The organism is Paenibacillus sp. 1182 (genome assembly GCF_017833915.1).
GTDB lineage: Bacteria > Bacillota > Bacilli > Paenibacillales > Paenibacillaceae > Paenibacillus > Paenibacillus polymyxa_D.
Genome location: NZ_JAFICR010000001.1, coordinates 177,889 through 203,573, shown reverse-complemented (window position 1 = coordinate 203,573; position 25,685 = coordinate 177,889). Strand labels below are relative to the sequence as shown.

General features: G+C 47.1%; 29 protein-coding genes. 2 read left to right on the top strand and 27 right to left on the bottom strand.

The window, feature by feature from the left end; all coding sequences use genetic code 11:
- Positions 1–255: 255 nt before the first annotated feature.
- The 8 genes from JOD82_RS01050 to JOD82_RS01015 form a co-directional block, all read right to left on the bottom strand.
- The gene (locus tag JOD82_RS01050; RefSeq protein WP_029517364.1) at positions 256–1,230 is read right to left on the bottom strand and encodes a biotin--[acetyl-CoA-carboxylase] ligase; all 975 of its coding nucleotides are present in this window, start codon (positions 1,228–1,230) and stop codon (positions 256–258) included.
- On the bottom strand, positions 1,223–2,545 hold the full coding sequence (locus tag JOD82_RS01045) for a CCA tRNA nucleotidyltransferase (protein WP_029517363.1): 1,323 nt from the start codon (positions 2,543–2,545) through the stop codon (positions 1,223–1,225). Before JOD82_RS01045 ends, JOD82_RS01050 begins: the two co-directional genes overlap by 8 nt.
- Before the next feature lie 55 nt (positions 2,546–2,600).
- On the bottom strand, positions 2,601–3,764 hold the full coding sequence (gene bshA / locus JOD82_RS01040; protein ID WP_029517362.1) for an N-acetyl-alpha-D-glucosaminyl L-malate synthase BshA: 1,164 nt from the start codon (positions 3,762–3,764) through the stop codon (positions 2,601–2,603).
- Positions 3,765–3,969: 205 nt separating this feature from the next.
- Positions 3,970–4,662: a bacillithiol biosynthesis deacetylase BshB1 gene (bshB1, locus tag JOD82_RS01035; RefSeq protein WP_029517361.1), complete on the bottom strand. Its 693-nt coding sequence runs from the start codon at positions 4,660–4,662 to the stop codon at positions 3,970–3,972.
- Entirely contained in the window at positions 4,662–5,096 is a 435-nt protein-coding gene (mgsA, locus tag JOD82_RS01030) for a methylglyoxal synthase (protein ID WP_029517360.1), read from the bottom strand. Before mgsA ends, bshB1 begins: the two co-directional genes overlap by 1 nt.
- A 56-nt stretch (positions 5,097–5,152) precedes the next feature.
- Positions 5,153–5,956: a 4-hydroxy-tetrahydrodipicolinate reductase gene (gene dapB, locus JOD82_RS01025; protein WP_029517359.1), complete on the bottom strand. Its 804-nt coding sequence runs from the start codon at positions 5,954–5,956 to the stop codon at positions 5,153–5,155.
- Positions 5,957–5,987: 31 nt separating this feature from the next.
- The gene (locus tag JOD82_RS01020; protein ID WP_029517358.1) at positions 5,988–6,506 is read right to left on the bottom strand and encodes a tetratricopeptide repeat protein; all 519 of its coding nucleotides are present in this window, start codon (positions 6,504–6,506) and stop codon (positions 5,988–5,990) included.
- A gap of 50 nt (positions 6,507–6,556) precedes the next feature.
- A complete protein-coding gene (locus JOD82_RS01015) occupies positions 6,557–6,886 on the bottom strand; it encodes a nucleotide pyrophosphohydrolase (protein WP_029517357.1) in 330 nt (109 codons plus the stop codon).
- A gap of 213 nt (positions 6,887–7,099) precedes the next feature.
- Here JOD82_RS01015 and JOD82_RS01010 point away from each other — a divergent pair, with 213 nt between their 5' ends.
- Entirely contained in the window at positions 7,100–7,969 is an 870-nt protein-coding gene (locus JOD82_RS01010; RefSeq protein WP_029517356.1) for a YitT family protein, read from the top strand.
- Positions 7,970–8,045: 76 nt separating this feature from the next.
- Here JOD82_RS01010 and JOD82_RS01005 read toward each other — a convergent pair whose 3' ends face one another.
- The 8 genes from JOD82_RS01005 to JOD82_RS00970 form a co-directional block, all read right to left on the bottom strand.
- On the bottom strand, positions 8,046–8,891 hold the full coding sequence (locus JOD82_RS01005) for a sporulation protein YpjB (RefSeq protein WP_039271103.1): 846 nt from the start codon (positions 8,889–8,891) through the stop codon (positions 8,046–8,048).
- 132 nt (positions 8,892–9,023) lie between these two features.
- Positions 9,024–9,668, bottom strand: coding sequence for a DUF1405 domain-containing protein (locus JOD82_RS01000; protein WP_209947374.1), 645 nt, complete (start codon positions 9,666–9,668; stop codon positions 9,024–9,026).
- A 172-nt stretch (positions 9,669–9,840) separates the two neighbouring features.
- Positions 9,841–10,020, bottom strand: coding sequence for an IDEAL domain-containing protein (locus JOD82_RS00995; protein ID WP_013371655.1), 180 nt, complete (start codon positions 10,018–10,020; stop codon positions 9,841–9,843).
- Between the two features lie 22 nt (positions 10,021–10,042).
- Complete coding sequence (locus JOD82_RS00990; RefSeq protein ID WP_209947373.1) at positions 10,043–10,549, bottom strand: gamma carbonic anhydrase family protein; 507 nt, start codon at positions 10,547–10,549, stop codon at positions 10,043–10,045.
- Positions 10,550–10,601: 52 nt separating this feature from the next.
- Positions 10,602–11,711, bottom strand: a complete 1,110-nt coding sequence (locus JOD82_RS00985) for a hypothetical protein (RefSeq protein WP_209947371.1) — start codon at positions 11,709–11,711, stop codon at positions 10,602–10,604.
- Between the two features lie 166 nt (positions 11,712–11,877).
- The gene (locus tag JOD82_RS00980) at positions 11,878–12,480 is read right to left on the bottom strand and encodes a histidine phosphatase family protein (protein ID WP_069012434.1); all 603 of its coding nucleotides are present in this window, start codon (positions 12,478–12,480) and stop codon (positions 11,878–11,880) included.
- A 70-nt stretch (positions 12,481–12,550) separates the two neighbouring features.
- A complete protein-coding gene (locus JOD82_RS00975) occupies positions 12,551–13,177 on the bottom strand; it encodes a hypothetical protein (protein WP_029517350.1) in 627 nt (208 codons plus the stop codon).
- Positions 13,174–13,770 (bottom strand): RNA polymerase sigma factor, encoded by a 597-nt coding sequence (locus tag JOD82_RS00970; RefSeq protein WP_013310707.1) that lies wholly within the window; start codon positions 13,768–13,770, stop codon positions 13,174–13,176. The genes JOD82_RS00975 and JOD82_RS00970 overlap by 4 nt, the downstream gene beginning before the upstream one ends.
- A 682-nt stretch (positions 13,771–14,452) precedes the next feature.
- Between JOD82_RS00970 and JOD82_RS00965 the strand changes: the two genes are divergently transcribed.
- Positions 14,453–15,067 (top strand): class I SAM-dependent methyltransferase, encoded by a 615-nt coding sequence (locus tag JOD82_RS00965; RefSeq protein ID WP_029517349.1) that lies wholly within the window; start codon positions 14,453–14,455, stop codon positions 15,065–15,067.
- A 105-nt stretch (positions 15,068–15,172) separates the two neighbouring features.
- Here JOD82_RS00965 and JOD82_RS00960 read toward each other — a convergent pair whose 3' ends face one another.
- The 11 genes from JOD82_RS00960 to aroB all read right to left on the bottom strand — a co-directional run bounded on the left by JOD82_RS00960 (position 15,173) and on the right by aroB (position 25,685).
- A complete protein-coding gene (locus tag JOD82_RS00960) occupies positions 15,173–15,337 on the bottom strand; it encodes a hypothetical protein (protein WP_161626999.1) in 165 nt (54 codons plus the stop codon).
- Between the two features lie 18 nt (positions 15,338–15,355).
- A complete protein-coding gene (locus tag JOD82_RS00955; protein WP_069012433.1) occupies positions 15,356–16,444 on the bottom strand; it encodes a prephenate dehydrogenase in 1,089 nt (362 codons plus the stop codon).
- 26 nt (positions 16,445–16,470) lie between these two features.
- Positions 16,471–17,574, bottom strand: a complete 1,104-nt coding sequence (gene hisC / locus JOD82_RS00950; RefSeq protein ID WP_069012432.1) for a histidinol-phosphate transaminase — start codon at positions 17,572–17,574, stop codon at positions 16,471–16,473.
- 36 nt (positions 17,575–17,610) lie between these two features.
- Positions 17,611–18,438 (bottom strand): tryptophan synthase subunit alpha, encoded by an 828-nt coding sequence (gene trpA, locus JOD82_RS00945; RefSeq protein WP_069012431.1) that lies wholly within the window; start codon positions 18,436–18,438, stop codon positions 17,611–17,613.
- The gene (gene trpB / locus JOD82_RS00940; protein ID WP_029517344.1) at positions 18,435–19,631 is read right to left on the bottom strand and encodes a tryptophan synthase subunit beta; all 1,197 of its coding nucleotides are present in this window, start codon (positions 19,629–19,631) and stop codon (positions 18,435–18,437) included. Before trpB ends, trpA begins: the two co-directional genes overlap by 4 nt.
- Positions 19,628–20,299, bottom strand: coding sequence for a phosphoribosylanthranilate isomerase (locus JOD82_RS00935; protein WP_069012430.1), 672 nt, complete (start codon positions 20,297–20,299; stop codon positions 19,628–19,630). Before JOD82_RS00935 ends, trpB begins: the two co-directional genes overlap by 4 nt.
- Positions 20,296–21,090, bottom strand: coding sequence for an indole-3-glycerol phosphate synthase TrpC (trpC, locus tag JOD82_RS00930; protein ID WP_069012429.1), 795 nt, complete (start codon positions 21,088–21,090; stop codon positions 20,296–20,298). Before trpC ends, JOD82_RS00935 begins: the two co-directional genes overlap by 4 nt.
- Positions 21,080–22,126 carry an anthranilate phosphoribosyltransferase gene (trpD, locus tag JOD82_RS00925; protein WP_069012428.1) on the bottom strand — a complete coding sequence of 349 codons (1,047 nt, stop codon included), beginning with the start codon at positions 22,124–22,126 and terminating at the stop codon, positions 21,080–21,082. The genes trpC and trpD overlap by 11 nt, the downstream gene beginning before the upstream one ends.
- Before the next feature lie 34 nt (positions 22,127–22,160).
- Complete coding sequence (gene trpE / locus JOD82_RS00920) at positions 22,161–23,711, bottom strand: anthranilate synthase component I (protein ID WP_069012427.1); 1,551 nt, start codon at positions 23,709–23,711, stop codon at positions 22,161–22,163.
- 502 nt (positions 23,712–24,213) lie between these two features.
- Entirely contained in the window at positions 24,214–24,588 is a 375-nt protein-coding gene (gene aroH / locus JOD82_RS00915; RefSeq protein ID WP_069012693.1) for a chorismate mutase, read from the bottom strand.
- Between the two features lie 2 nt (positions 24,589–24,590).
- Complete coding sequence (gene aroB / locus JOD82_RS00910; RefSeq protein ID WP_069012694.1) at positions 24,591–25,685, bottom strand: 3-dehydroquinate synthase; 1,095 nt, start codon at positions 25,683–25,685, stop codon at positions 24,591–24,593.

Below are 25,685 nucleotides of genomic sequence, written 5' to 3'. Positions count from 1 at the left end.
AAAAAAGACACTCATTTTGAGATCGTCCCTTCTGTCTCGGTCCTGTTCGGCTCAGAGCAGAATCCAACGTAACCTTCAAATGAAGTTATGATGGTCTTACAAACTTGCTAAAGTAGAGCAATGTGCCCTTGGAGTGCAGCTCGGACCGTCCGATGCCGCCTCCTGCACAGTATAACAAAAAACATCAGCTTTTTCACGTGAAGTTTCACACAGGAAACAGAAAGATTGTGGTCGTATACTCAGCTAGGGTCGCTTCTACAATTGTATATCCCCTGAAATAACCTGAATCCGCTCACCCTGGTTCGTTTCTATCACTAGTGCCCCTGAAGGGTCCAAGCCCACCGCTGTACCTTCTACCGCTATCCCTTGTCCCGTATGTGCCCGAACGCTGCGGTTCATCGTCACGGATAACGCCTCCCACAGCATGGCTATGGGCTGGAACCCCTGCTCGGCATACAACTTACTTAGCAGCTCCATTTCTTCCAGAACTGCAGCAATCAGTGCAGTACGGTCAATTTCAAGCCCTGCTTCTATTTTCAAGGATGTCCCTACATGGGATAGCTCTTCCGGGTAATCTTCTTTATTTAAATTTACGTCAATGCCGACCCCTGCAATACAGTAGCGGACCCGTTGATCCTCTGTTGCAGATTCCAACAGAATACCGGATACTTTGCGACCATGAATCAACAGATCGTTTGGCCATTTGATTCCTGCCTCCACACCCGTCAGCCGACGAATGGCTCTACACACTGCTACACCTGTAAGTAGCGTTAGCTGGGGGGTAAAAGCTAAGGGCTGGGTGGGGCGCAATACAATGCTCATCCATATCCCTTTGCCGCGAGGGGAATACCATTTACGTCCCTGACGTCCCCGACCCGCCGTCTGTTCTTCTGCCAGCACTACCGTTCCCTCCGGCGCATCCTCTTCTGCTAAACGCATAGCATCCTGCTGAGTGGATACCGTCGAATCCAGCACTATGATACGCTGGCCAAACGATTGTGTAGTTAATAGATCTGCCAGTTTGGATACTTCCAATCGGTCAGGCCGAGATATCAACCGATAGCCCCGGCGCGAAGAGGCATCGATATTATAACCCAGCTCACGCAGTTTGTTGATTTGCTTCCATATTGCTGTGCGACTAACGGAGAGGCGTCGGCTAATCTCCTCACCAGATACGTAATCGGATGAACCTTCCTCCAGTATGCCTAACAGTCTATCATGATTATTCACTACTCATCACCCGTTTCACTTCCTGAAGCAATGTTTCTGTTTCATTCGGGATATCTCCGCAAGCGACCGCTTGTAAAAGCCGTTCCATCATCTGCCCCAGCCAAGGTCCACCTGGTCGATTCATTGCCTGAACCAGTTCATTTCCAGTAATATTTAAATCTTTGATACGAACGACGACAGCCTGCTGTGTCCACGAGTTTGCCAGTTCGGCAATCTTCTTCACATGCTTTTCTACCCACGGCGGTAATCCACGGAACGAAGAAGGCAGTGTCTTGTGAAGCTCCAGCCAGTCTGAAGCTGTATCCTTTCCCAGCTTAATTAACAATCGAATCCAGTTACGACGCAGTACCTCGTCGTTGATAGGGTCAGAATCTCTCGAAACAGAGTTGTCAGCTATGGCAACAGCATGGCTGATGAGCTCGGTCTCCCATTCCAATAAATGAACCAAACGCAAACGTACGGCGTTGGAAAAGGTCCAAGCTCTTAATAGCTCGTCCGCTGCCTCGGAGCTAAGTCTACAAGACATAAGGAGCAGACCCCACCGTAGCTCTGCTGGCAGCTGCACGATCTCCTTGAGCGCCTGTGCGTCACATTGTTCCCAGGGAACCGGAACCTTCGTACAGCCAAGCAATCCGCTACGTCCCAGCATCTCCAATCCACGTAATGGGTCAGGCCCCGCTAGCATCTTTTCTAACTCGACTCGTACCCGTTCCATGGCTATATATCGAAGTCCCTCTCTGCGACGGATCATACCTTTCCAGGTATTGTAGGCCACCCGGAACCGAAATACAGAGGCAAAACGGATGCAACGCAGCATTCGCAGCCCGTCCTCCTCAAAGCGTTCCTCAGCTCGTCCCACACAACGAACGAGAGCAGCTCGCAAATCGGCTCCTCCCCCAAACGGGTCCACCCGCTCTCCGTGTTCTGCCATCGCAATCGCATTCATAGTAAAATCCCGTCGCATCAGATCCTCACGGATATCCTTCACGAAGGCAACTTCCGTTGGACGGCGGTGATCGGCATAACCGCTTTCTGTACGAAAAGTGGTCACCTCGAACGCATGGCCACCCTGCATAACCGTTACCGTCCCATGCTGGATTCCTGTCGGAATAACATGAGGGAATAGCGCTAAGACCTGTTCAGGCTCAGCCGAAGTGGTCAGATCCATATCATGAATAGCTCGTCCTAATATCTCATCCCGCACACAGCCGCCAACCCAGTAAGCTTCGTGGCCTGCTGCTGTTAGTGTATGTATGACCTCTCTGCCATGAAGTGCCATCTCTTGGTCAGCGCATTGCCAAGTATTTGTATTCATAGGGTTTCCCCCTTTGCAAGTATTCAATATAAAAAACGGACGCGAGTCCGCCCCCTTAAACGCTGATCGGTTTAAGATCCGGCACCTCGCGTCCCAACACACGGTAATAGATTTCTTCATATTGACGGGTAATCAGCTCATCACAAAAAACGGTACGGGCGCGGGTCAGACACGCTTCACGGAAACGTTCCGCCATCGCTTCATCGGACAACAGCTCAACTGCATAATCAGCCATCGCCTCAGTATTACCAATTTCAGCAAGATACCCCGTACTTCCATGCACAACGAGTTCAGGAACTCCTCCGGCCTGAGAACCGATTGTCGGCACTCCACAGGCCATTGCTTCCAGCGCAACCAAACCAAAACTTTCTTTTTCCGAGGGAAGCAGCAGCACATCCGCCATAGAAATCACTTCTGCGATCTGATCCTGCTTACCTAAAAAGAAGACCTTGTCTTGAAGTCCTAAATCCTCAATTTTGCAACGGATTTTTGGTAGATCCGGTCCTTCCCCCACCAGCAGCAGCTTCGCAGGCACTTTTCGTTGCACTCTTTCAAATATATCCAACACATCGCCCACCCTTTTGACAGGACGGAAATTGGAAATATGCATCATTATTTTTTCATGCGGTTGGGCAAAGTCTCTTCTAAGCGCAGCGGCATCTCGTGGATAATACACCCGTTTATCTACAAAATTATAGGTTAAATCAATAGGCCGTGTAATTTCCAGCGCATCTATCGTCTCCCGAATCAAATCTTTGGAAACCGCCGTCACAGCGTCACTTTTGTTAATAGCCAGCCGAATCAGGTCCTTCAACGACTCATCCTGTGCCAAGACTGTAATGTCCGTACCGTGTAGGGTGGTTACCACCTTCAGATGATCACCCACCATTTCCTTCGCCAAGTAAGCGCATACTGCATGTGGTACCGCATAATGAACATGGAGTACATCCAAATTCTTCATTTGTGCGACTTGGGCCATTTTGGTCGCCAGTGACAAATCATAGGGCGGATATCTAAACACGTAATAATCGTTAATTTCAACCTCATGATAAAAAATATTTTTCTGAAACGTCCCGCCTAATCTGAACGGAATGCTATTGGCAATAAAATGAACCTCGTGCCCTTTTTCTGCCAGCAACTTGCCCAGCTCAGTAGCCACTACGCCGGAACCACCCAGCGACGGATAACAGGTAATCCCAATTTTCAGTTTGTCATTCAAGCTAGCTGCCTCCTTCCGCTCACCAGTGATAACTTTTCTGCCGATTTATTTTAACACTCTGCAAAATGCTCAAGTATAGAATTCTTATGTCAGGATTTTGCAAAATTCGATTCCAATCGCTCCGAAGTACAAGATATAGACAAACTAAACCATTTCGATCTATATCTTATCATTGGAAGTCGCTTATTGGATTTTTGCAAAATCCTTATGTGAATAGCTTAACCAGATATGGCGTTTTGGACGCAAAGCCTTCCGCATACGAAATCAATTTGCGCTGACCCAACAACGAGTCGCGAGCTTTTACGCGTTCCACATATCCCTGATTTAATGGAGTGGATACTGTATCCTTTCCAGGCGCTGCCTGAAATTGCGAAGCATAACTCAATAATGACTGTTCCTTGACTTCATAATGCTCGGTGATATCCACAATCAAATCCGTTCTGCCAATATCATTGATAAAATAAAAATATAATTGCTCTACCTGTACCGCAGGATTTTCTGGCATAAAACGTCGCAACTTCGCGTTAAATACCGCTTCCTCCACCAACTTGCTACACATGACATGGTCTGGATGCCGATCCTCCCAATAAGGAGCGAATACGACTTTCGGTGCATGGCGCCTGATTTCTGCTGTAACTGCAGCTACATGTTCAGGAGTTACATATAATCCACGATCAGGCAGACCCAAATTCGTCCGCACAGCAAGCCCGAGCACTTTCGAAGCATGTTCAGCTTCTGACATACGAGTATCCACATCACCATTGGATGACATTTCAGCCCGCGTCAAATCGCACACGCCCACCTTTAAACCAGCGGCTGTATGCTTGGCAATCGTGCCTCCCATTCCTATTTCTGCATCGTCAGCATGAGCTCCGAAAATCAGGATGTCCAGCGTCATTATATATCACCCTGCTGGTCAATGCCCGGTTTATATTTATGTACCAGCTCACGCCAAGCAAAATCGCCTCGGTCCAGCGCTTTCACCAGTATTTCAGCAGTTGCAACGTTTGTTGCCAAAGGAATCCCCTGCACGTCACACAAACGTAACAAGGCACTAATGTCCGGCTCATGCGGTTGTGCCATGAGCGGATCACGCAAGAATATAATCAAGTCCATGTCATTTTGCGCAACCATAGCCCCGATTTGCTGATCTCCTCCAAGCGGCCCGGACATGAAACGGTGAATTTCAAGCTTGGTTTGCTCCATAATGCGCAGACCTGTTGTACCTGTTGAAAATAACTTGTGATCTGTAAAAACATGCTCATAGGCCGTTATGAAATTTACCATTTCATCCTTTTTTCGGTCATGCGCTATAAATGCAATCTTTAACATTCGAAGTTCCTCCTGCCTCATTCTATAATTTCATTCGTCCAATCATTCGCGTATTCTTAATCGATGTAATGCTCAAATCCATATACAAGCCCTGGCTGCTCCATGACCTTCTGAATACCGATTTTAACACCCGGCATATAGCCCGCCCGTTCATAAGAATCCTGACGAATCTTCAGAGATTGTCCAAACCCTCCGAATATCACTTCTTGCTGTGCGAACACACCGGGAAGACGGACACTGTGGACACGAAACCCTTGATAGTAACCTCCCCGTGATCCTTCTAACGTTTCTTCCTCTTCCGGGTTACCCTGTCGCAGCTCTTCACGCTGTTCGGCGATCAGCTCTGCGGTCTTAATGGCTGTGCCCGATGGCGCGTCCAATTTTTGGTCACCATGATATTCGATAATTTCCAGATGTGGGAAGTATTTCGCTGCCTGAGCCGCAAACCGCATCATCAAAATGACGCCAATTGAAAAGTTTGGCGCGATCAGACCACCAATTTGCTGCTCACGACACTGCTTGTCCAGTTCATCAATCTGTTCGGGAGTAAACCCTGTTGTTCCGATAACCGGACGAACTCCATGCTTGATAGCAAGCTCTGTATGTGCATATGCAAAACGCGGCCCCGTAAAATCGACCATGACATCCGCTCGGCTATCCAGTAATGCCTGCTCCACATCCTCCACAATAGCGATACCCGCTTCCGGTAGTCCGACGAGAAGGCCGGCATCACTGCCGGCATGTGTTCTGTTCACTGCGGCCACAAGCTGTAGTTCCTCATCTTGAAGAACCAATTTGACAACTTCACGGCCCATACGCCCTGCTGCTCCTACAACAGCCACTTTTATTGGTTCTGACATATCCCTACAACTCCTTATGCATCCATTTGTGCTAGATCTGTTCATTCATCTGCTGGCATAACTTCTTCATGAGGTTGGCAAGCTGCACATTGTGAGGAAACAGTGCAGCCGCCTCACGAGCAGCCTGCACAGCCAGCTTATACTCATTCATTTCGTCATAAATCAATGCGAGCAGCAAAAAAGCATCCCCACATAACGGATCGAGGGCTATTGCTCGTTCCAGTAACAAGATCGCATCCTGACGCACCTGCGGCGTAGCTCTGTCGACATCCAGCATTTTTCTGGCCTTCTCCGTATGCTGCCTGGCTTCCTGCGCATGTAGATGGAGAACATATTCATCCTGCTGTGGAGCGAGACGAACCGCATGCTCTGCATATGCGAGAGCCTGCTCCAAACGACCACTACGAGCATAGGTAACCGAGCACCGGAAATAATGCTCCGCATGATCAGGCTGAGCTGAAATTGCTTTTTCAAACCATTCCACGGCCTGCTCAAAATCGTTCTGCAAAATGCACTGATAAGCTTTCTGAACGTATTCCTCCGCCTTCATGACACTGCACCTCCGGGTAACCGGTTTGGTACAGCATATGTACAAAGCGCCTAATCGGTGTCCTTTTTGGTCCAACGATTCGCATCACGTGTGTTAAATTTATGCATAACCTTATCATGTGCCTCGGTCAAATTTATACCTAGCGAGTTCGCAAAGCAGATGGTGATGAACAAAATGTCCCCCAGCTCCAGCTCAATGGAATTGTCCGCCTCATCCGTTTTTTTCGGTTTCTCGCCAAAGGAGTGATTGACTTCCCTCGCCAGTTCCCCGACTTCCTCAGACATCCGGGCCAACATCGCTAAAGGGCTAAAATACCCTTCCTTAAATTGAGATATATACTGGTCTACCTCACGTTGAATTTCATCTAATGATTTTTCCATGAAACACGCAATCCCCCCATGTGCAGGTTTATTCATATGTTATCGTAAAGCACATTTTAAAACAAATTTTTTTTAATTGTGAACTTACGACCCCAACTTACTGTCATCAGTCTTTTAAAGCTACCGTAAAAAGGTATACTACATATAAGGAGCTGCGATTAGCAAAATCAGCATGAAGTCGTTCTTCCTTAAACTGCTACTGCGAGGGATTATATGAAGATATCCAAGTCCATGGAACAGCTTAAAATGATTTTACCCATTGTGCTCGGGACCGCTATCTATGCATTCGGTCTGCTTTATTTTATTATACCCAGTAAACTGATGGAAGGTGGTATTACTGGGATCACCCTGCTGCTCAATTATGCTTTTTCGATTTCACCCTCTCTCTCCACATTGCTTCTGAACATTCCTTTATTTTTAATTGGATGGAAAATGCTTGGGGGCAAGCAAATTCTATATACAGGGGTAGGTATTGGGTCGCTCACTTTTTTTCTGTGGTTGTATGAAAAAATGATTCATCTCGGATGGATGGGAACATTTCAAACTGAACACGATTTTATACTTTCTTCATTATATGCGGGGGTTACGCTTGGGGCCGGATTAGGTATTGTGTTCCGCTTTGGCGGCACCACGGGCGGCTCGGATATAATCGCTCGTATTCTAAACCGGAAGTTTGGCTGGAGTATGGGAAGGATTATGCTGGTCATTGATATCGTCATTATCGGTGCTTCACTACTTTACATACCAAAAGAAAAAATTCTATATACATTAGTCGCCGTGTTCATCGCGTCCAAGATTATTGATTTTATACAAGAAGGCGCCTATTCCGCCAGAGCCTTTATGATTATCAGCGACCACACGATGGACATTGCGGATATTATTATTAGAGACATGGATCGCGGAGTTACTATTATTCCGGCTGTAGGTGCATTTTCCAAGCAGGCCAAGCATGTTGCCTATTGTGTCGTGCCTCGTCAGGAAATACGACGTTTGCACCAAATTGTTAAATCGGTTGATCCACGGGCGTTTATTATCATACAGGATGTGCATGATGTACATGGAGAGGGGTTCAAAGAGGAATAGCCCGGAAATCCGGGCGATGGGCTAACATATATGGATGGCTCAGCAGCCAACGACGCGAATGTTCGAATTTGCATCGTTATCCAGAGAAACCAGCTCGATATTTACGATAACCTGCATAGACCAGCGCCAGCAGAACAATCATGCCGATTGCCAATTCTGCCCGGCGCTCACTTTCACGCGGGATAAATGGCGCCAGTGCAGTGGCGTCTTTTTCACGTCCAAACAAGGCATTAAACGTCGGATTTCCCTGATCCAACGCCCCTCTAATCGCTGAGGCATCTGCGTATTGCTGATCACCCAATCCTTTGACGTAGGAAATCCATGAATCAGCCCGGACAACCTCACTTGTTCTGCCATGTATCAATGCTGCCGTACGAATCGTCTCATAATGGTCCTCCAGCACTGCGGCTCCAGCTTTGAAACCCTTCATATTACCTTTAGCAAACTGGCTGTTCAAACCGCTAACATCTTCTTTTAAAATCTTATAATACTGCTGCCATAAGGGCTGACGCGGATGTGCAAGCGCATCTGTCGCAAGTCGTAAATTGGCCGCAGCCTTCACCCACTCATCTGGTGATACTTGGACGGACTGTGTAGCTTGCTGCACCTCAAGGATGCTGCCGGACAAAGCATGAATGGCCTCTACAGATAACGCTGCCTGCACCTGTCCGGTGCCAAACCATCGACTCACCTCGGCTACATCCGCGCGCGCTTTTTCAATGTTCCCGTCCATCACATCCCGGTACAGTATCGCAGCTGCATGATCCAGTTCCTCAATTTCTTTTGTATTTCCTATGGGTTTTGATTGATCACGCGCTTCTGCCACACCTGGAGGGACGCAGACGGACAGCATCAGGACCATAGATAATACAACACTCGAAACAATACGTATCGTAATTTGAAACGTCTGACCCCTAATCATGGGACATCCCTCCTCACCTTACTGTATGGCAAGGTTACCGGGACTAGAACTTTCTTCAAAATCAAAACCAAAACTTTGTGTAGCTAAATGATTAAAGCTCTTTCTTATTTTATGATCATCACGGATTCCTTTCTATTTCTTCACTTCTACTCTCATTCGATTGCGCGCAAACATGGCAAGCCATGCTGCTACGATACTGACAAGGGTTAGCATATAGGTAAACGCACGCACTTGCGGTACATTATCCATTAGCGTCTTTGGAAGATACGGATATATACCAAATGTATAATCCATCGTATCATTTAACAATGTCCAGAGTGCGGCTAGGCATAAAGCAGCCCATTTGCAGGTGAAAAAACGCACGAACAGTAACGCTTCGACCGCCATTGCCGTGTGAGATGCCACCAGCATCCAATCCTGCCATATCATATGTCCGCCCTGCGCAACTCCCCAAAAAATAATAGCTGAAGCCCATATGCCATATTTTACACTCGTGACAACAGCCAACGCCTCCATGATCTGTCGAATGACCTTCAAGCTCTTGAGACGCGGAGAATAGAGCAAAAATGCTATAGAGATCGTAAAAAACAGACTCGCCGTCGGACTATCAGGCACAAATACAATCTGCCACATCGGATGATAATTTAGAGTATATTCCAACTGCCCCCCATACCATATGTACCCACACACTGTTCCTACCAGATTACACCAGAACAGCAGCCATAAAAAAGGCCGGCTCGTCAAGAACGACCGGCTCCACAAATAAGATAACGACACGCCCTTCATCCTCCGTTCATACGACGGTTGCCTTGTACAGGCCCATCCTACAAAGACTATATCATATCCAAGCGTATCAAAAAAACCTGACCGCCGCTACAGTCAGGTTTGATGATTATGATCTCGAACTAACAATTGGTCTGAAATCCAACTTAGGGTTCCTAAGATTATTCTAACTCATTGCTTTCAGCTCATCCGTAAGATGACGAAAAGCTACTTCATCTCCGGAGGCCAGCGCCTCATCAATATCCTTGTAGAGTTTTTCACTCCGGTGTTTACGTAATGCCTCGTCCAAAACCATTTCAGCAGACAGGCCCAACATTACTTCATAAGTAACCTTCATTTTATCCATAGGATGCACCTCCAACATGAGTTTAAGAGATCCTATATTCTTTTCCTTTCGCCACATAGCTGAGTGCCGTTCGTGACATCCGCTGCAAATCTGCATCTGTCAATTCGCGCACCACTTTGGCAGGTGTACCGAGAGAAAGAGTATAGGGTGGTATTTTGGTATTTTCCGTAACGACCGACCCTGCTCCTATTAAAGCATATTCACCAAGCTCCGCTCCGTTGAGTACAATGGCCCCCATACCGATTAAAGTGCCTTTGCCTACCATACAACCGTGGATTATTGCAGCATGACCTATCGAAATGTCATCCGCCAGCAACAGGGGCTGATCCGTGTTCACATGTCCCACGACACCGTCCTGAATATTGCAGCGTTGACCGATGATGATAGGCGCCATATCTCCGCGCAGTACGGCATTAAACCATACAGAGGAATCTTGGCCGATCGTTACTTTTCCGACAATTTTTGCTCCTTCTGCCACATAGACAGATGAATGGAGCTGTGGCATGTTTCCGGTATAGTGAATCAGCATCAACTTCACCCTCTCTTTTTGGGTGAAATTCTATCAACATGTGTGTTGCTTGTCAATGGAGCCGTATACCCGAGTCGTTCCGCCCAATGCGGCACTCTCCCGCCAACTTCAGCCCCCAGGCCGTCATCTGTACAGAGGGTCCCGTCGGATGTTCACCCTGACGAAGCATACCCAAGTGAAGCATCATTCGTATAATTCTCTGATCAAAGACCGAACGGGGCGTATCATAGTAAAACGGTCGAATCAGTGGGCCGATATGTACAAAAAGCGACTCTGAGGACGTCCACGGTCTGGCACATTCTCCAATCCAGTAGACTAGAGAAAGCAAATTAGGAACGGCTCCTTTATACAGTCTTAACCAAAACCTGAATAGCTGTATCATTTCTTCCTCAATTGTATGCTCCTGATGCGCTTCCCCCTTTGCCGTCAGCACAACCTGGCCCCCTTTCTCCTCGATGTACTTGGAGTGTCGGGCATAATCATACAGTAGGGCCATTCGGTCTGGATAAAACTTAAAAGAGGAACCATACCCGAAACGCCATCCTCCCTTACCCAAAAGCGGCTCCGCAATGTGCAAATGCTCCATCAGCTGCTGCTGATTGCGACGGTACCAAGCCCCCTCGGGATTTAGCGGAACCTCATGCTGCCCCATGTATTGAAGGAAAAGCCGTAAATCCTCTGCCAGTAGATGCCCTTCATCCCGGTACGAAGACGGTTCGCTTACCCGTGTCATTCCGCTTTGGAAGTCATGTACCATAACACGTCGAAAGCGCTCCTTCATATCCAACGGAATTTGGAACAAATACCTCGTGTTGTGCGTCGAACCGTTGAACAACCAGCCACTAGAACGCAGACGGGTCACAATATCTCTTGGCCGCTCACCAGGATTTTCGTCCTCCTCAACAGACTGTTTGGCTATTGCAATCAATTCCTCCATGCTGAAATACGGTCGGTCATCGAACAGCAGTGCGTTCAAAAACCTTACCTCTGACAACCTCAGCTCCTTGACCTGCGCCTCAAAAAAACTACTGCTGCCGAGCTTCGTCAAAATCCCCTGGATCAACTCATGCTTGGAATTAGGTTTACAGTCACAATCGTAATACACCGCGATTCTGTTCAAATGCACAATATCCGCAAATGTCAGCATATCCGCCAGATTCATTGTTCCATCGCCTCGTCACTGGACTGTCATCCGGAATTGATTCTTACCTGTTGTACCCACAGCTTTGACGGATTGTTCAAACTCTAAACCTCTTTTTTTGCAAAGGTATAATTAAAAAACAAAAAAGACCACGACTTCTACGATGAGTAGAAGCCGTGGTCTTTTACTAACTTTTTGAGTTACAGTCACTTTTCTCTTGCAAATGCTTCGTGCAATTATACAAAAGTGGTGCCCAATCCATATCCCCACGCTGAAGTATACTAAGTGACAAATTGCCGATTCGTTCCGTGAATTTTTCCTGATACAGAGCCTTATACAAATTAGCCAAAAAACCGCCGTGGGAAACGACCAGCAGATTCTTGTCCCGATTTTCCGTCCAAATGGCCTCCATAAAACCTAGCCCGCGAAGCTGAAGATCCGCATCGCTTTCCTGCCCTAGATCCAGCAGATGCCAGTCGACTCCCCACTTCTCTTCACGCTCGGCCTGTGTCATGCCCTCGACCTGACCATAAGCACGTTCTCTTAGTCGATCATCAGATTCTAGCAACGGAAGATGCAGAGCAGAAGCAATAATCTCCCCGGTCTCTTTCGCTCTGGAGAGACTACTTGTAATAAGCCCGTCCCAATGATAAGACTCTCTCTTTAATCGTTCTGCAAGCAAGCGTGCCTGCTGGCGTCCTTCCTCATTTAACGGAATATCACTATGGCCCTGGATTTTCCCTACCGCATTCCAATCCGTCAATCCATGTCTGATCAAGCCAATAAGCATCGTGTCTTTTCCTCCGCTGTTTTGTTATTCAGGCATTGTTATGAATTCATATTGGAGTCCAGCTGTCCTGCTAACTTCTGACCCTTCTCGTCCGATGGATCCAGCCCAGAGAAAATAAAGCAAGCGCAAGTGCCAATACAGACAACAGCATCCAGTATTGCGGATAAGTAGGAACAATGCTAGCAACCAGCGGGTCCATAATGCCACTATTCACATCTTTAATGTGGTATTGATATTGTGGAGATGTACTTGTAGTTTCCAACAGGCCTGTCGGTAAAATACCCGTATCCATGACAGGAGCTGCTTGAGGGGGATTTTCCTTAGAGGAGCTTCCATTCCAGTTCAAAAACAAAAAGCTGCATAAAAATACGGCCAAGAAGCCAGCGATCCATACAGACATATACTTACGGGCTGCTGGGTTCACACGCGCACGTCGATGCTCACCCGGAACAAGCCACGGTGATTCTTCATAAATTCGATCCATGACTCTGCGATTCATGGCCTCTAGCTTATCATCTGTTATTTCAAAGGAAATATCACGAATAGCGGATCGATTTTCTTTTGACAAATCCCACTCTTTTTCTTCCGAACCATGTTCCCACCCAGCAGACGAGCTTTTGGCCCGTCTGCGCTCCGAGTCTTGTTTCGATACATTTTTGCCTGTAGCGAACAAATCCTCAGTGTCCCTGGATTTCATTGGCTGCTCATCCCTTCGTTTTCCTCATAGAGAGGCTCAAAAAAATAAGGCTCCAACTGCGTCTTCACACTGGTTCTTGCCCGGAAAAGCAACGACTTCACCGCACTGACGGTCTGTCCTAAAATAGTCGCAATCTCCTGATAATCTAATTGCTCATATTCACGCAAAATCAGCGCAGATCGCTGCTTCTCAGGCAATCTATTGATCGCTTCACGAACCATCTCTACCTTCTCACCGCGAAGGACAGCCTGCTCCGGAATTACATCCGATGGAGCTACCGGTACATAACCGCTCTCCTCCAATGGAACCTGACCGCTACGGTGCTTGCGAAGCTCACTTAGCACCGTATTGCGTGCAATTGTATATAACCAAGTGGAGAACGATGCGTCTACCTCGCGAAAAGAGTGCAGGCTCCGATACGCTTTGTAAAACGTCTCCGAGCATAAGTCCTCAGCAATCATTTCCAGGTTCGAACTTTTCAGCATATGATAAACAAAAGCTAAAATTTTACGTTGGTGACGCCTCATTAATTCTGAATAAACCTCAACATTACCTTGTTTGATTTCCTGAATCATCTGGGAATCTGTCATCATCCGAGTGAGACCCTCCTCGCCCATACATGTGCTGTTTTCCCGTTCGATTCTGTCTATATATACCGAACAGGTCAAAAAAAGTTGCGCCCTCTGCGCAAATGGATGAAACAGCATCATGGAACATTTGTTATTTTCTTACCCTATGTAGTGCCAACATTAACGGTGCTATCCCCAACAATATTCAACGTCCAAAATGGACTTACCCATTGTACCACAAAATGACCGCCAGTAAAAAAGTCCAAAATCCCCACGATTTCCATCAATGCCTCCCTAACGCTGGCAACTAATTCATTTATACAGCTTTTCAATGGATTTTAAATTTTTTCAAGATTAAATGACAAACCTACTGAAAGCGTGCCATCAAATAAACCAATAAGGATAATTACACAAAAAAAGAAAACGCTTTAAAAAAATATTGACAAAATGAAAACGTATACATATAATAAAAGTACAGTATGGTTTCTCTCCACTCCTATCCTACTCAGCTACTTCACTAAAAGTAGCTACCACCCGGGGCTTTACCCGGGTGGTCTTTTTTTTGTTTTCCAATACTCCTCTTTACCTTACTCACCTACCCCATATGTGGGTTGATAAAATACATCAATATTTCACCAATTATTTGGTTGTCCTATTAAAACACATTATTATATAATTAATTTTTTCAATAGATAGGGGGCAGGAAATGAATAATAAGTGGAACAAGGCTGTATATAAGATTTGGTCTCCAATTTATGATAACTTTTTCAATTCAGGTAGCTTCCTCAATTCTAGAAAGATCATATTTCAAGAAAAGTCATTTAATAGCGAGCAAAAAATACTTTTTGTAGGTGTAGGAACTGGAGCAGATTTAGAATTAATAAATCACTACGGGCTGGATATTACTGCCATAGATTATTCACCTGAAATGCTTAACAAAGCAAAAGATAAATTCGCCAAAACATCCATAAAATTCTTGGAAATGGATGCTCAACAAATGAATTTTATGGATGAGCAATTTGATATAGTAGTAGGAAGTTTAATTCTCTCAGTAGTACCTAACGCAAATAAATGCTTCGATGAGATGGTGCGGGTTTTGAAAAAAGACGGGGAAATTATTATTTTCGATAAGTTTTCTCCTAAAGGAAAAAAGCCCTCATTATTCAAAAAAACGATAAGGCCCGTTATTAAGGTGTTAGGAACCGATATAGGGTTGAATTTTGAAGAACTGTTTGAAACCCAAAAAACAAAACTGCGGATCAAAGAGGATGCACCTATAATGTTCAACGGTATGTATAGAAAGATAGTAATTACAAAATAACGCGTAGCTCCACTACCTCTTCAAGTAACAAAAAAGCGAGCGAAGAGAACCTTCACCCGCTTTAGATCTTTTCTTACTACTTCACTCCCAGAAAGTGTGGTGCTTTTAAGGCGGTCCATAGCGTAGAGGTTCATTTGAATCTGGAGAAGCGGAGCGCTCGCCTTTGCCTGCGGGATTTTCCCCTTTGTACATATATTCAGAAAATCCGCAGACAACAGCGATCGTAAGATCAAATGAATCGCGGAGCGCAGTCCCTCCTTTAACGAACACTCATACTTTCTTCACCCTTTATACCACCACTTTATAGCCCATCGAATCCAGCAGTGTCTTGGCACGCTCCCAATCCTGCTCTTGACGGAAGGAAAGCCGCATGATGCCTGGGACATCCTCCCGGCTTTCAATGATTTGCATATTGCTCAGATTAATGCTGTGATTCCCCAGTTCCATAGCAATTCGCCCGATAATCCCTGGGGTATCCGGTACATCAATATACAGATCAAACGTAGAGACGATGACTCCTTTACGACGCTCTGGCAGTTCACTGCGGAAGTGCCCAGCTGTTAAAAACTCGTCAGCGATTCCCTCACCGTCTTGTATTCTCAGTAAATGGGTAAAACGCTCAATCTGTCCGTTCCATTCTTCCAACAGACCTAGTAAAACTTCACGATTGCTCAGTAAGATGTCCCGCCACACAACCGGATCACTAGAGGCTATCCGTGTAATATCACGGAACCCACCGGCAGCCAATGTACGGTACAACGGATTTTCATCATTGTGCTTTCGCACCTGATTCACCAGCGCTGCTGCAATAATGTGCGGAAGATGGCTAATCGCACCGACAATGTCATCGTGCATAGCTGGTTCGACACGCACAACATGAGCATTAGTATATTTTAATAAACGTTCCAGCGAGCAGTATGCTTCCTCAGGCACACCCTCTGCCGGGGAAAGCACATAATATGCATTTTCAAACAGCAACGCGGAAGCAGCCTTTACACCGGAACGCTCCGAACCAGCCATCGGATGACCACCGATAAAGTAAGCATTGCGCAAAGAAATTTCTGATGCTTTTTTGGCAATTGCCGATTTCGTGCTGCCTACATCGGTGATAATACAACCCGCTTTAAGCGGTAGCCTGCTTAACAGTTCGAGATAATACTCCAATAAGCCCACAGGTACGCATAAAAAAATAAAATCGGCATCCTCTGCCGCTTCTTCAACCGAAAGAGTCGCGGTGTCCACGACACCACGGCTTAACATCGGTTCCATCAGTTCAGGGAGATGGGCATGGCCGACAACCGAAATATCCGGCTTCCCTTTAAAACAAAGTGCGAGGGACCCACCTATCAGTCCCACGCCGAAAATGGCAATCTTCATCAATTATCAAATCCCATCTGCGGAAATTATAGGCGTACTTTCGCCGCTTCCGCCCCCAGGACCTGTTCCAGCGCACGAATAAACAACTCATTTTGCGGTTGTGATCCAACGGACACTCTAATATATGTCGGATATTTGTGATGACCTGCGCGAATAATCACACCTTTACGAAGCAACTCCTGGAATACCTCACCGGATGGACGACGTACATCCAGCATAATAAAATTACCATGTGCTGGGAAAGACTCCAATCCCAGACGCTTCAGCTCATTTTGCAAATAAGCTCTGCCCTCTGCATTACGATCCCGGCATTCTTGAACAAATTCCTGATCTTCCAAAGCAGCAATAGCCGCAGCCTGTGCTACCCGTGAAGTATTAAACGGTTCACGAACCTGATTTATCAAGCGAATAATTGACTCAGCTCCCATACCATAACCAATGCGTAGCGAAGCAAGGCCATAGATTTTGGAGAAGGTGCGAAGTACAACCAGATTTTCATACACTGGCAACAAACGAATGCCGTCGGGATAAGAACGATCCGTCACAAACTCGGCGTAAGCTTCATCCAGCACAACCATGATATGCTTTGGTACTTGGTTCAAAAACGCAATCAGCTCCGCTTCGGGTACAATCGTGCCCGTCGGGTTATTTGGATTACAGATCCAAATAATTTTTGTACGGTCATTGATGTGGGACAGCATAGCATCCAAATCATGTACACCATCACGCAAAGGCACCTCAACTGCAACCGCTCCCTCAATTTCCACGTTACTTTTATACACGGAAAATGTCTGATCGGCCATGATGCTTTCTTCTCCAGGAAGGAGGAAAGCACGCGTAATCAACGCAATAATTTCGTCAGAGCCACAGCCATAGATAAACTGTTCCTCTTTTAAACCCGTCCGTTTAGCTAGTGCCTGTGTCAAAGCTACCGCACTTCCATCAGGATACACACTAATGTTAGCAAACTCCTGCTGAATAGCCTGCAATACTTTAGGAGAGCTACCATACGGATTCTCATTCGAGGCGAGCTTGATGACTTCATCGAGTCCCAGCTCACGTTTTACGTCTTCAATCGGTTTACCGGGCTGATATACTGGCAAATGTACAATATGCGGTTTAGGTTGCATGCCCCTACCTCCTCTATCCAATCAGAACTATATTTACTACTTTATATTTTGACACCCATTATTCTTTAATTGTGCCACAAAATTATGAATTTGCAAAAGACCTTCTTGCCTGCGTGCAGAATCATTCAGTAGCGGAATGGCCTCCTCTACCTGACGTACAATAGCACTACCAACTACAACACCATCGCAAATATTTGAGAAACGGGTTACCTGCTCTTGAGTAGAGATCCCGAAGCCAACCGCTACCGGAATATCCGTATGCCGTTTGACCTGCGCGATAAAGCCCTCTATACCTTCAAAAAAGGAAGCTCTTTCCCCAGTTACACCCAGCGAAGATACACAGTATACAAATCCACGGGCCTGACGGACAATTCGCTCGATCCGCTGTTCAGACGTTGGAGCCACCAGAGGAATCAGATGCACACCCACCTCTGCTGCCCGTCCTCCCAGCTCCTCCGCTTCCTCAAGCGGAAGGTCCGGAATAATAAGACCGCTGATACCGTGCTCCTGCAAGCCTGCAAAGAAAGCATCCATCCCCATCTGTAATACAGGGTTATAATACGTGAACAGAATAAAAGGCAGGTTTGAACCTGCCGCCCTAGCCAGAGAAGCTGTCTCCATGCACGTGCGGATGGAAATTTGCCGTTTCAGTGCACGCTCAGACGCGCGCTGAATTACAGGACCATCAGCCAGCGGGTCGGAATAGGGTACACCCAGTTCCAATATGTCAGCTCCGGCCGACTCTAACTGCCGAATGATCTCTATCGTCGTATCCACATCCGGGTCGCCTACCGTCAGAAAAGGAATTAATGCCGTTTTGCCTTCATTTTTAAGGCGATCAAACGCCTGATCAATTAAATTCATGACGGATTTCCTCCCAAATACTTGATAATGGAGTCCACATCTTTATCCCCTCGTCCAGACAAACAAATAACGATAATATCATCTGCCGTCAACGTAGGTGCCAGCTTGACAACCTGCGCAACTGCATGTGCCGACTCTAATGCAGGAAGTATTCCTTCGGTACGGCAGAGGAGCTGAAGCGCATCCAGCGCTTCCTGATCGGTGATCGGAACATATTGGGCCCGCTCAATATCTTTCAGGTATGAATGCTCCGGTCCAACACCTGGATAATCCAGTCCAGCCGAGATGGAATGCGCAGGTTGCACTTGTCCGTACTCATCCTGAAGCAGATAACTCATAGAGCCTTGGAAGACCCCTTGTGTTCCCTTGGTCATCGTAGCTGCATGGAATTCTGTTTCGACACCTTTTCCAGCGGCCTCCACGCCAATCAAAGCGACACCCTGATCCTCAATAAAAGGATAAAACATGCCGATGGCATTGCTTCCGCCACCGATCGCTGCCACAATGACATCCGGAAGTCTGCCTTCCTTCTCTAGGATCTGGCGACGCGTTTCATCACCAATCACGCGTTGGAAGTCCCGCACCATCATTGGATACGGATGCGGGCCGACAGCTGAACCCAAAATATAGAACGTATCATGGACATGGCTGACCCAGTAACGCAAAGCTTCATTTCCGGCATCCTTAAGTGTACGTGTACCCGATGTCACCGGAATGACCTCTGCACCCAAAAGCTGCATCCGAAAGACGTTCAGCTGCTGGCGCACAGTATCCTCTTCACCCATAAACACCTTGCATTCCAATCCGAGCAACGCAGCCACAGTCGCTGTCGCGACACCATGCTGTCCTGCGCCTGTTTCAGCAATGACCTTCTGTTTACCCATACGCTTCGCCAGCAATCCCTGAGCTAACGCATTATTGATTTTGTGGGCACCGGTATGATTTAAATCTTCGCGCTTCAGGTAAATTTTAGCCCCGCCCAAATGCTGGCTCAGACGCTCCGCATGATAAAGCGGCGTTTCCCGACCAGAATAGTCCTTTAGGAGCCCGTTCAACTCTGCTTTAAACTCGGGATCATCCGCGTACTTACGGTAGGATTCCTCCAATTCAATCAGTGCGTTCATCAACGTTTCCGGTACAAAACGTCCTCCAAATGTTCCAAAACGTCCGTTGTTATCAGGTAATTGTGTCATGCCTGCTTCACCCTTTCCACGAATGCTGTGATTTTTGCTATGTCCTTGACTCCGTTCGTCTCTACACCGCTGGATACATCCAGCCCATCGGGATGATACTCATGAACCAGCTTTTCCGCATTATCGGCAGTCAGCCCACCGGCTACAAACAAAGGAATTCCATGTTGATGGGTCCAAGCCTGATAGGCAGGAATTCGATCCCACGCAAACGTTTTTCCAGAACCGCCACCATACAGGGGATCGTATGTATCGAGCAGTAAAGCATCAATTGTTCCGACATAGGCATCCAATTCGTCCGCCGAGCGTTCTCTCTGTCCTTGACTGTCCACAGACCATGCCTTGAATACCTGTATACCAAAATACTCCCTGATTTCCCGACAGCGCTCTGGACTCTCCTGTCCATGCAGCTGTATGACATCCAAGGGTGCTTTCTCCATCACATCATTTAACAGTGCATCACCAGGGTTCACAAATACGCCCACGCTGCGCGGTCTGCTGCCTGAGGTCCATTCATCCAATACGCGAAGCAGCTCTCCAGCCTGTACGCCGTCAATCCGGCGCTTGCTGTCGGCAAACACAAAACCTATATAATCGACCGGTAAGTTTACCATAGATTTTAGCACTTCAACGCTTTGAAGTCCACAAATTTTTACGCCCGTTTTGTTCATACTTTAATCCCATCCATCAATTCGGTTACAGCCTGTCCCACATCTTCCTTGCGCATCAGATGCTCCCCTACCAGGATGCCGTGTGCACCCACCGAATGCAGATACTTTACATCTTCCGGTCCAGCAATTCCGCTCTCACTGATGAACGTAATCCCTTTAGGAATTAGTGAGATCAGCTCCTCCGTCGTCTGGAGACGAGTCTCGAATGTTCGCAGATTTCGGTTATTTACGCCAATCAAGGTTGCTGTCCCCAGCTCCAGCACCGCTTTAAGCTCCTCACTGTCATGCACCTCTACCAATGCGTCCAGCCCAAGGTCCTTGGCGATTTGTAAAAAGGACCCTAATACACGCGGTTCCAGTATAGCGGCAATCAACAGCACCGCATCCGCTCCCAGCAAACGAGCTTCATATATTTGCCGTTCATCAATGATAAAATCCTTTCGCAACAGCGGAATCTTCACCTGATCGCGAATCTGCTGTAAATATTCAGGACTTCCCTGAAAATACGTCACATCTGTCAGTACAGAAATGCAATCCGCTCCTGCTCCCTCATATGCACGTGCAATGTCCACCGGATGGAAATCCGGTCGAATCAGCCCTTTGGATGGGGAAGCCTTCTTCACCTCAGCAATCAGTCCGAGCGGACGGTTGCGCCCGCTCGCGATCGCATTTTCGAATCCTCTCGTCGCAGGTAAATCAGCAATTAATCGTTCAGCTTTACTTATTTGAAAATGCTCCTTAAGCTGCTCCACTTCTTGTCGCTTCGTCACCACAATTTTATCAAGATACATATTGATATTCCCCCGTTGCCTGTATTAATTGGTCCAGCTTGGAAAGTGCCCGTCCAGAGTCAATGGCTTCGGCCGCTCGTGCTACTCCGTCCGTCAAGGTAGCTGCTGTGCCTGATACATAAATGCACGCTCCTGCATTCGCTAACACAACATCCCGATAAGCTCCATGCTCTCCGTTTAAAATTCGTCGTATGATATCTGCGTTAACCTGTGCGTCACCGCCCAGCACCTGATCAAGAGAATGCGTCTGCAAGCCCAAATCCGACGGATGAAGCTCGAACGTGTGAACCTTGCCGTCCCTTAGCTCGGATACTCGTGTCGCAGCTGAAATGCTAATTTCATCTAGTCCATCCAGACTACTGACAACCATGGCCCGTTTGGAGCCGAGCTGGTTCAATACCTCGGCAATGACTTCCGTTTTGCTGGCGTCATAAATGCCCAACAACTGCCGATCCGCACCAGCCGGATTCGTCAATGGACCCAGCATATTGAATACCGTCCGCACACCCAGTTCGCGGCGCGGCGCGGCGGCATGCTTCATAGACGGATGATACAGCTGTGCGAATAAAAAGCAGATGCCGATTCGGTCCAGACATGACCTAGCCTGATCACTCGTCAAATGAATATTGACTCCCAATGCCTCCAGGACATCAGCGCTCCCGGCACGGCCACTTGCAGAACGATTGCCATGCTTTGCTACCCGTACAGACATCGAAGCTGCGATGATCGCAGATACCGTGGAAATATTAAACTTGTGAATACCCGAACCTCCGGTTCCACATGTGTCCAGCAGACGACCGCTGCCTTCTTCAGCTTGCACTGGACTAGCGTAGCTACGCATAGCCTCGGCAAAACCAGTGATTTCATCTACCGTTTCCCCTTTGAGGCGAAGAGCCGTCAGCAGCCCGCCAATTTGCGCCTGTGTAGCACTTCCACTCATAATCTGTTCCATTACGCTCCGGGCCTCCGTACGCGAAAGATGCTGTCCCTCCATGATCCGGCTTAACCCCACTTGCATCATGTCATGTCGTTCCATTGTCGTCTCCTCCTCAAAATCAGATTTTTGCGTGTTACGGAGTGTACAAATAATCCTGGTTGATGACGCTGTTATAGGGCTGTGTCGTTGCCGGGAACATCACTTCTGCCGTGCGGATTGCCTTCAGCAATGCCTTTGCTTTGTTCACCGTCTCCTGATACTCGCTTTCCGGAACTGAGTCCCACACAATTCCAGCGCCTGCCTGGACATAAGCCCGGTTCTTTTTAAACACAATTGTGCGAATCGTAATGCAAGCGTCCATATTGCCCGAGAAGCCCAAATATCCAATCGCCCCTGCATAGGGTCCACGTGCTTCCCGCTCCAACTCAGCAATAATCTCCATGGCCCGCAGCTTTGGTGCCCCTGATACGGTGCCAGCTGGCAGACAAGACAGGAAAGCATCGAAGAAATCTTTGTCCTCACGTAGCTCACCTGACACATTGGATACAATGTGCATGACATGAGAATAGCGTTCAATTTCCATAAACGTATCACATTTGACTGTCCCAAACTGTGATACACGGCCCAAATCATTTCTTCCCAAATCGACCAGCATCAGATGTTCTGCACGCTCTTTTTCATCGTTTAACAGTTCTTCAGCAAGTGCCGCATCTTCTGTCTCCCTTACCCCACGCGGTCTCGTTCCTGCAATAGGACGGGTTTCTACCCGGCCGTTTTCCACCTTGACGAGTGCCTCAGGCGAAGTGCCTACGATGATCTCGTCATCCATTTTCAAATAATACATATATGGCGACGGGTTCATCGTGCGCAGCACGCGGTATACCTGTAAAGGAGAGGCCTCTGTATCAATGTGAAAACGCTGGGATAGTACAACCTGAAAAATATCACCGGAGCGGATATACTCCTTCGCCTGCTCTACGTTTGATATAAACTGTTCCTTCGTCACATTGGATTGAATCTCACCCAGTTCCACATCATCTGGAATGGAGGCCGATCCTAATCGCTCAGGCTGAGGCTGCTTGCGCAGATACTGTGCCGTTTCCTCCAACTTGCGTTCCACATCAGCATAAGCAGCTCGAATGTCCTCATCGCGGAACCCTTCGCCTACATGAACATTGCCAACCAGCAAAATTTGCTGTTTCACATGATCAAAGACAATGACTTGATCGCAGAACATAAAACGAATATCATCCATATTCAAATCATCTACCGAGTGCTCTGGCAGCTTTTCATAGTATTGAAGCAGGTCATATCCAAAAAATCCGATAGCCCCGCCTGTAAATGGAGGCATTTCTTTCAGTTTCGGACTGCGGTATTTACGTAGCAATGCTTTGAGCGCTTCAATCGGCTTGTCGTTTAATATTTGCCGTTTACCGTGTTGTTCCAATATCAAACGTCCCTTTTTACCCGAGACCATTAGAAACGGGTCTGTACCGATGAACGAATGTCGCGCCCACTGCTCGCCTCCCTCTACACTCTCTAGCAGAAAGGCACGGTCCCGCTCGGCATACCGACGGAAAATCCGAATCGGCGTCTCCATATCAGCCAGCACTTTTTTGTATACAGGAATCAGGTTAAATTCACTCGCCATCGTTATCACTTGCTCCACATGCGGCGTTAACATGAGATCACTTCCTTTCCAAATTGGCGCAGAACCAAAGGAGAGAATATAAGAAAAACGTCTATCGACGTACCTTCACGGAGGCCAGACCGCGTGTAGCGGAAGTTTTTCTTGCGATTATAGAATTGTTCAGCTCCGCTGAAAATTTTATAAATTTTATAATCGTAAAAAAGCCTCTACCGGTAAGGTAGAGGCTGTCAGTTATTGAAATTATAAGAATGCTCCATATGTAAAATGACTACAGCAAATTGATAAGTATACACTCATCCCTTTGGTTTAACCGCGCAGGTTGCCTCAAATAAGCTTCTCTGTAGAAGAATATCTCTTCATAGACAAAAGCTTACCCGCTACCGCCGATCTCTGTAATCTCATATGGAATTGGCTAAGGCTGCACTCTTCTCATCTCAACTCTGTCTCTGGCTAACTCTACTCTACTTAACTCTGCTACACACACTATATCTCATGGGATGTTACTTTGGCAACCATCAACTTAAAAAACAGGCACTTATTTCCCTTGGGAAGCTAGATCCGGTCTTAAGGCCTGCGCTCCGTTCAAATATACATGTTTCATTTCCCGCTGGGATTTATCAGTGTTCACCTGTACCATCAGACGGATGCACTTGGGCAAACTACCTGCCACAGGAACTTCTAATGCACACATGAGCGGAACCATATCCCAGCCATCAAGCTGACGAATGGCCTTGGCTGGAAAGGCAGTATCCAGATCATGAGTCACCGTAATCCATACGTTACTAATATCCTCTGGCTGAATTTCATTGTAGGATACAATTTCCTCCAGTAGTTGGCTTGTTGCTTCCAAAATTTCATTTTCTTCATTATTCGCTACGGTCGTCGCGCCACGAATTCCACGATTGTACATCGTTACACCCCCTCTTTTAACTGTTCAATAACTCTTCGGATGTAAGAGACGGAAATATCCTTCACAACCTCCACGTGCCCGATGCTACGTGGGACGACAAAAGTAATGCTGCCTTCTTTGAACTTTTTGTCATGCATCATCGCGTCCAGTAGCCGATCTGTATCGAGATGTGACGGAAGGGAGGTCGGTAGCCGTAGTGAAGACAACATATCCTTCGTTGCATCTACTAAAGAAGGATCTGCCCCCAGCTTCACGCCCAAAAGTGCGGAGCCGACCATTCCAATCGAAATGGCTTCCCCGTGTAAAAACTCACCATATCCCGCAATAGCTTCAATCGCATGACCAATCGTATGACCTAGGTTTAAAATAGCGCGCAAATCATGTTCTCGTTCATCGCGTGACACCACTTCGGCTTTAATGGAACATCCCTTTTCCAGACCGTACTCCAGAGCTGTCGCATCCAGTGCAAGCAAATCAGTCGCATGGTCACGGCACCACTGGGCGAAATCAGCATCCCAGATCAAGCCGTGCTTGATCATTTCAGCAAGCCCCGCAGATACCTCACGAGGAGGCAGTGTAGACAACGTATCTACGTCATACAACACAAGTTCCGGTTGATGGAAAGCTCCTATCATATTCTTCGCCAAAAGATGGTTGATGCCGACCTTACCGCCCACGCTACTGTCATGGGCCAGAATCGTAGTGGGGATCTGTACAAACTTGACACCTCTCATATAAGAAGCTGCCACAAATCCAGCCAAATCACCCACGACACCACCCCCAAGTGCAATAACGGCTGAATTGCGATCCAAGCCGCCCTCAATGGCTGCTGTTATGACCTGCTCAAATACAGCAAGCGACTTGGAGGTTTCACCTGGCTTAACGACAAAGGACACTGTCTTGTAGCCAGATGCCTGAAGATTGCTCTCCAATGTTGCCAAGTAGAATCCCGCTACATTTTCGTCAGAAACAATCAACAACGGGCTTTTTTGCGCAATTCCTCGTTCTTTCAACAACTCTCCGGCTCGATATAACAGTCCTCGTCCAATATGAATAGGATAAGAACGTTCGCCAAGCTGTACCGTCAGCGTACTCAT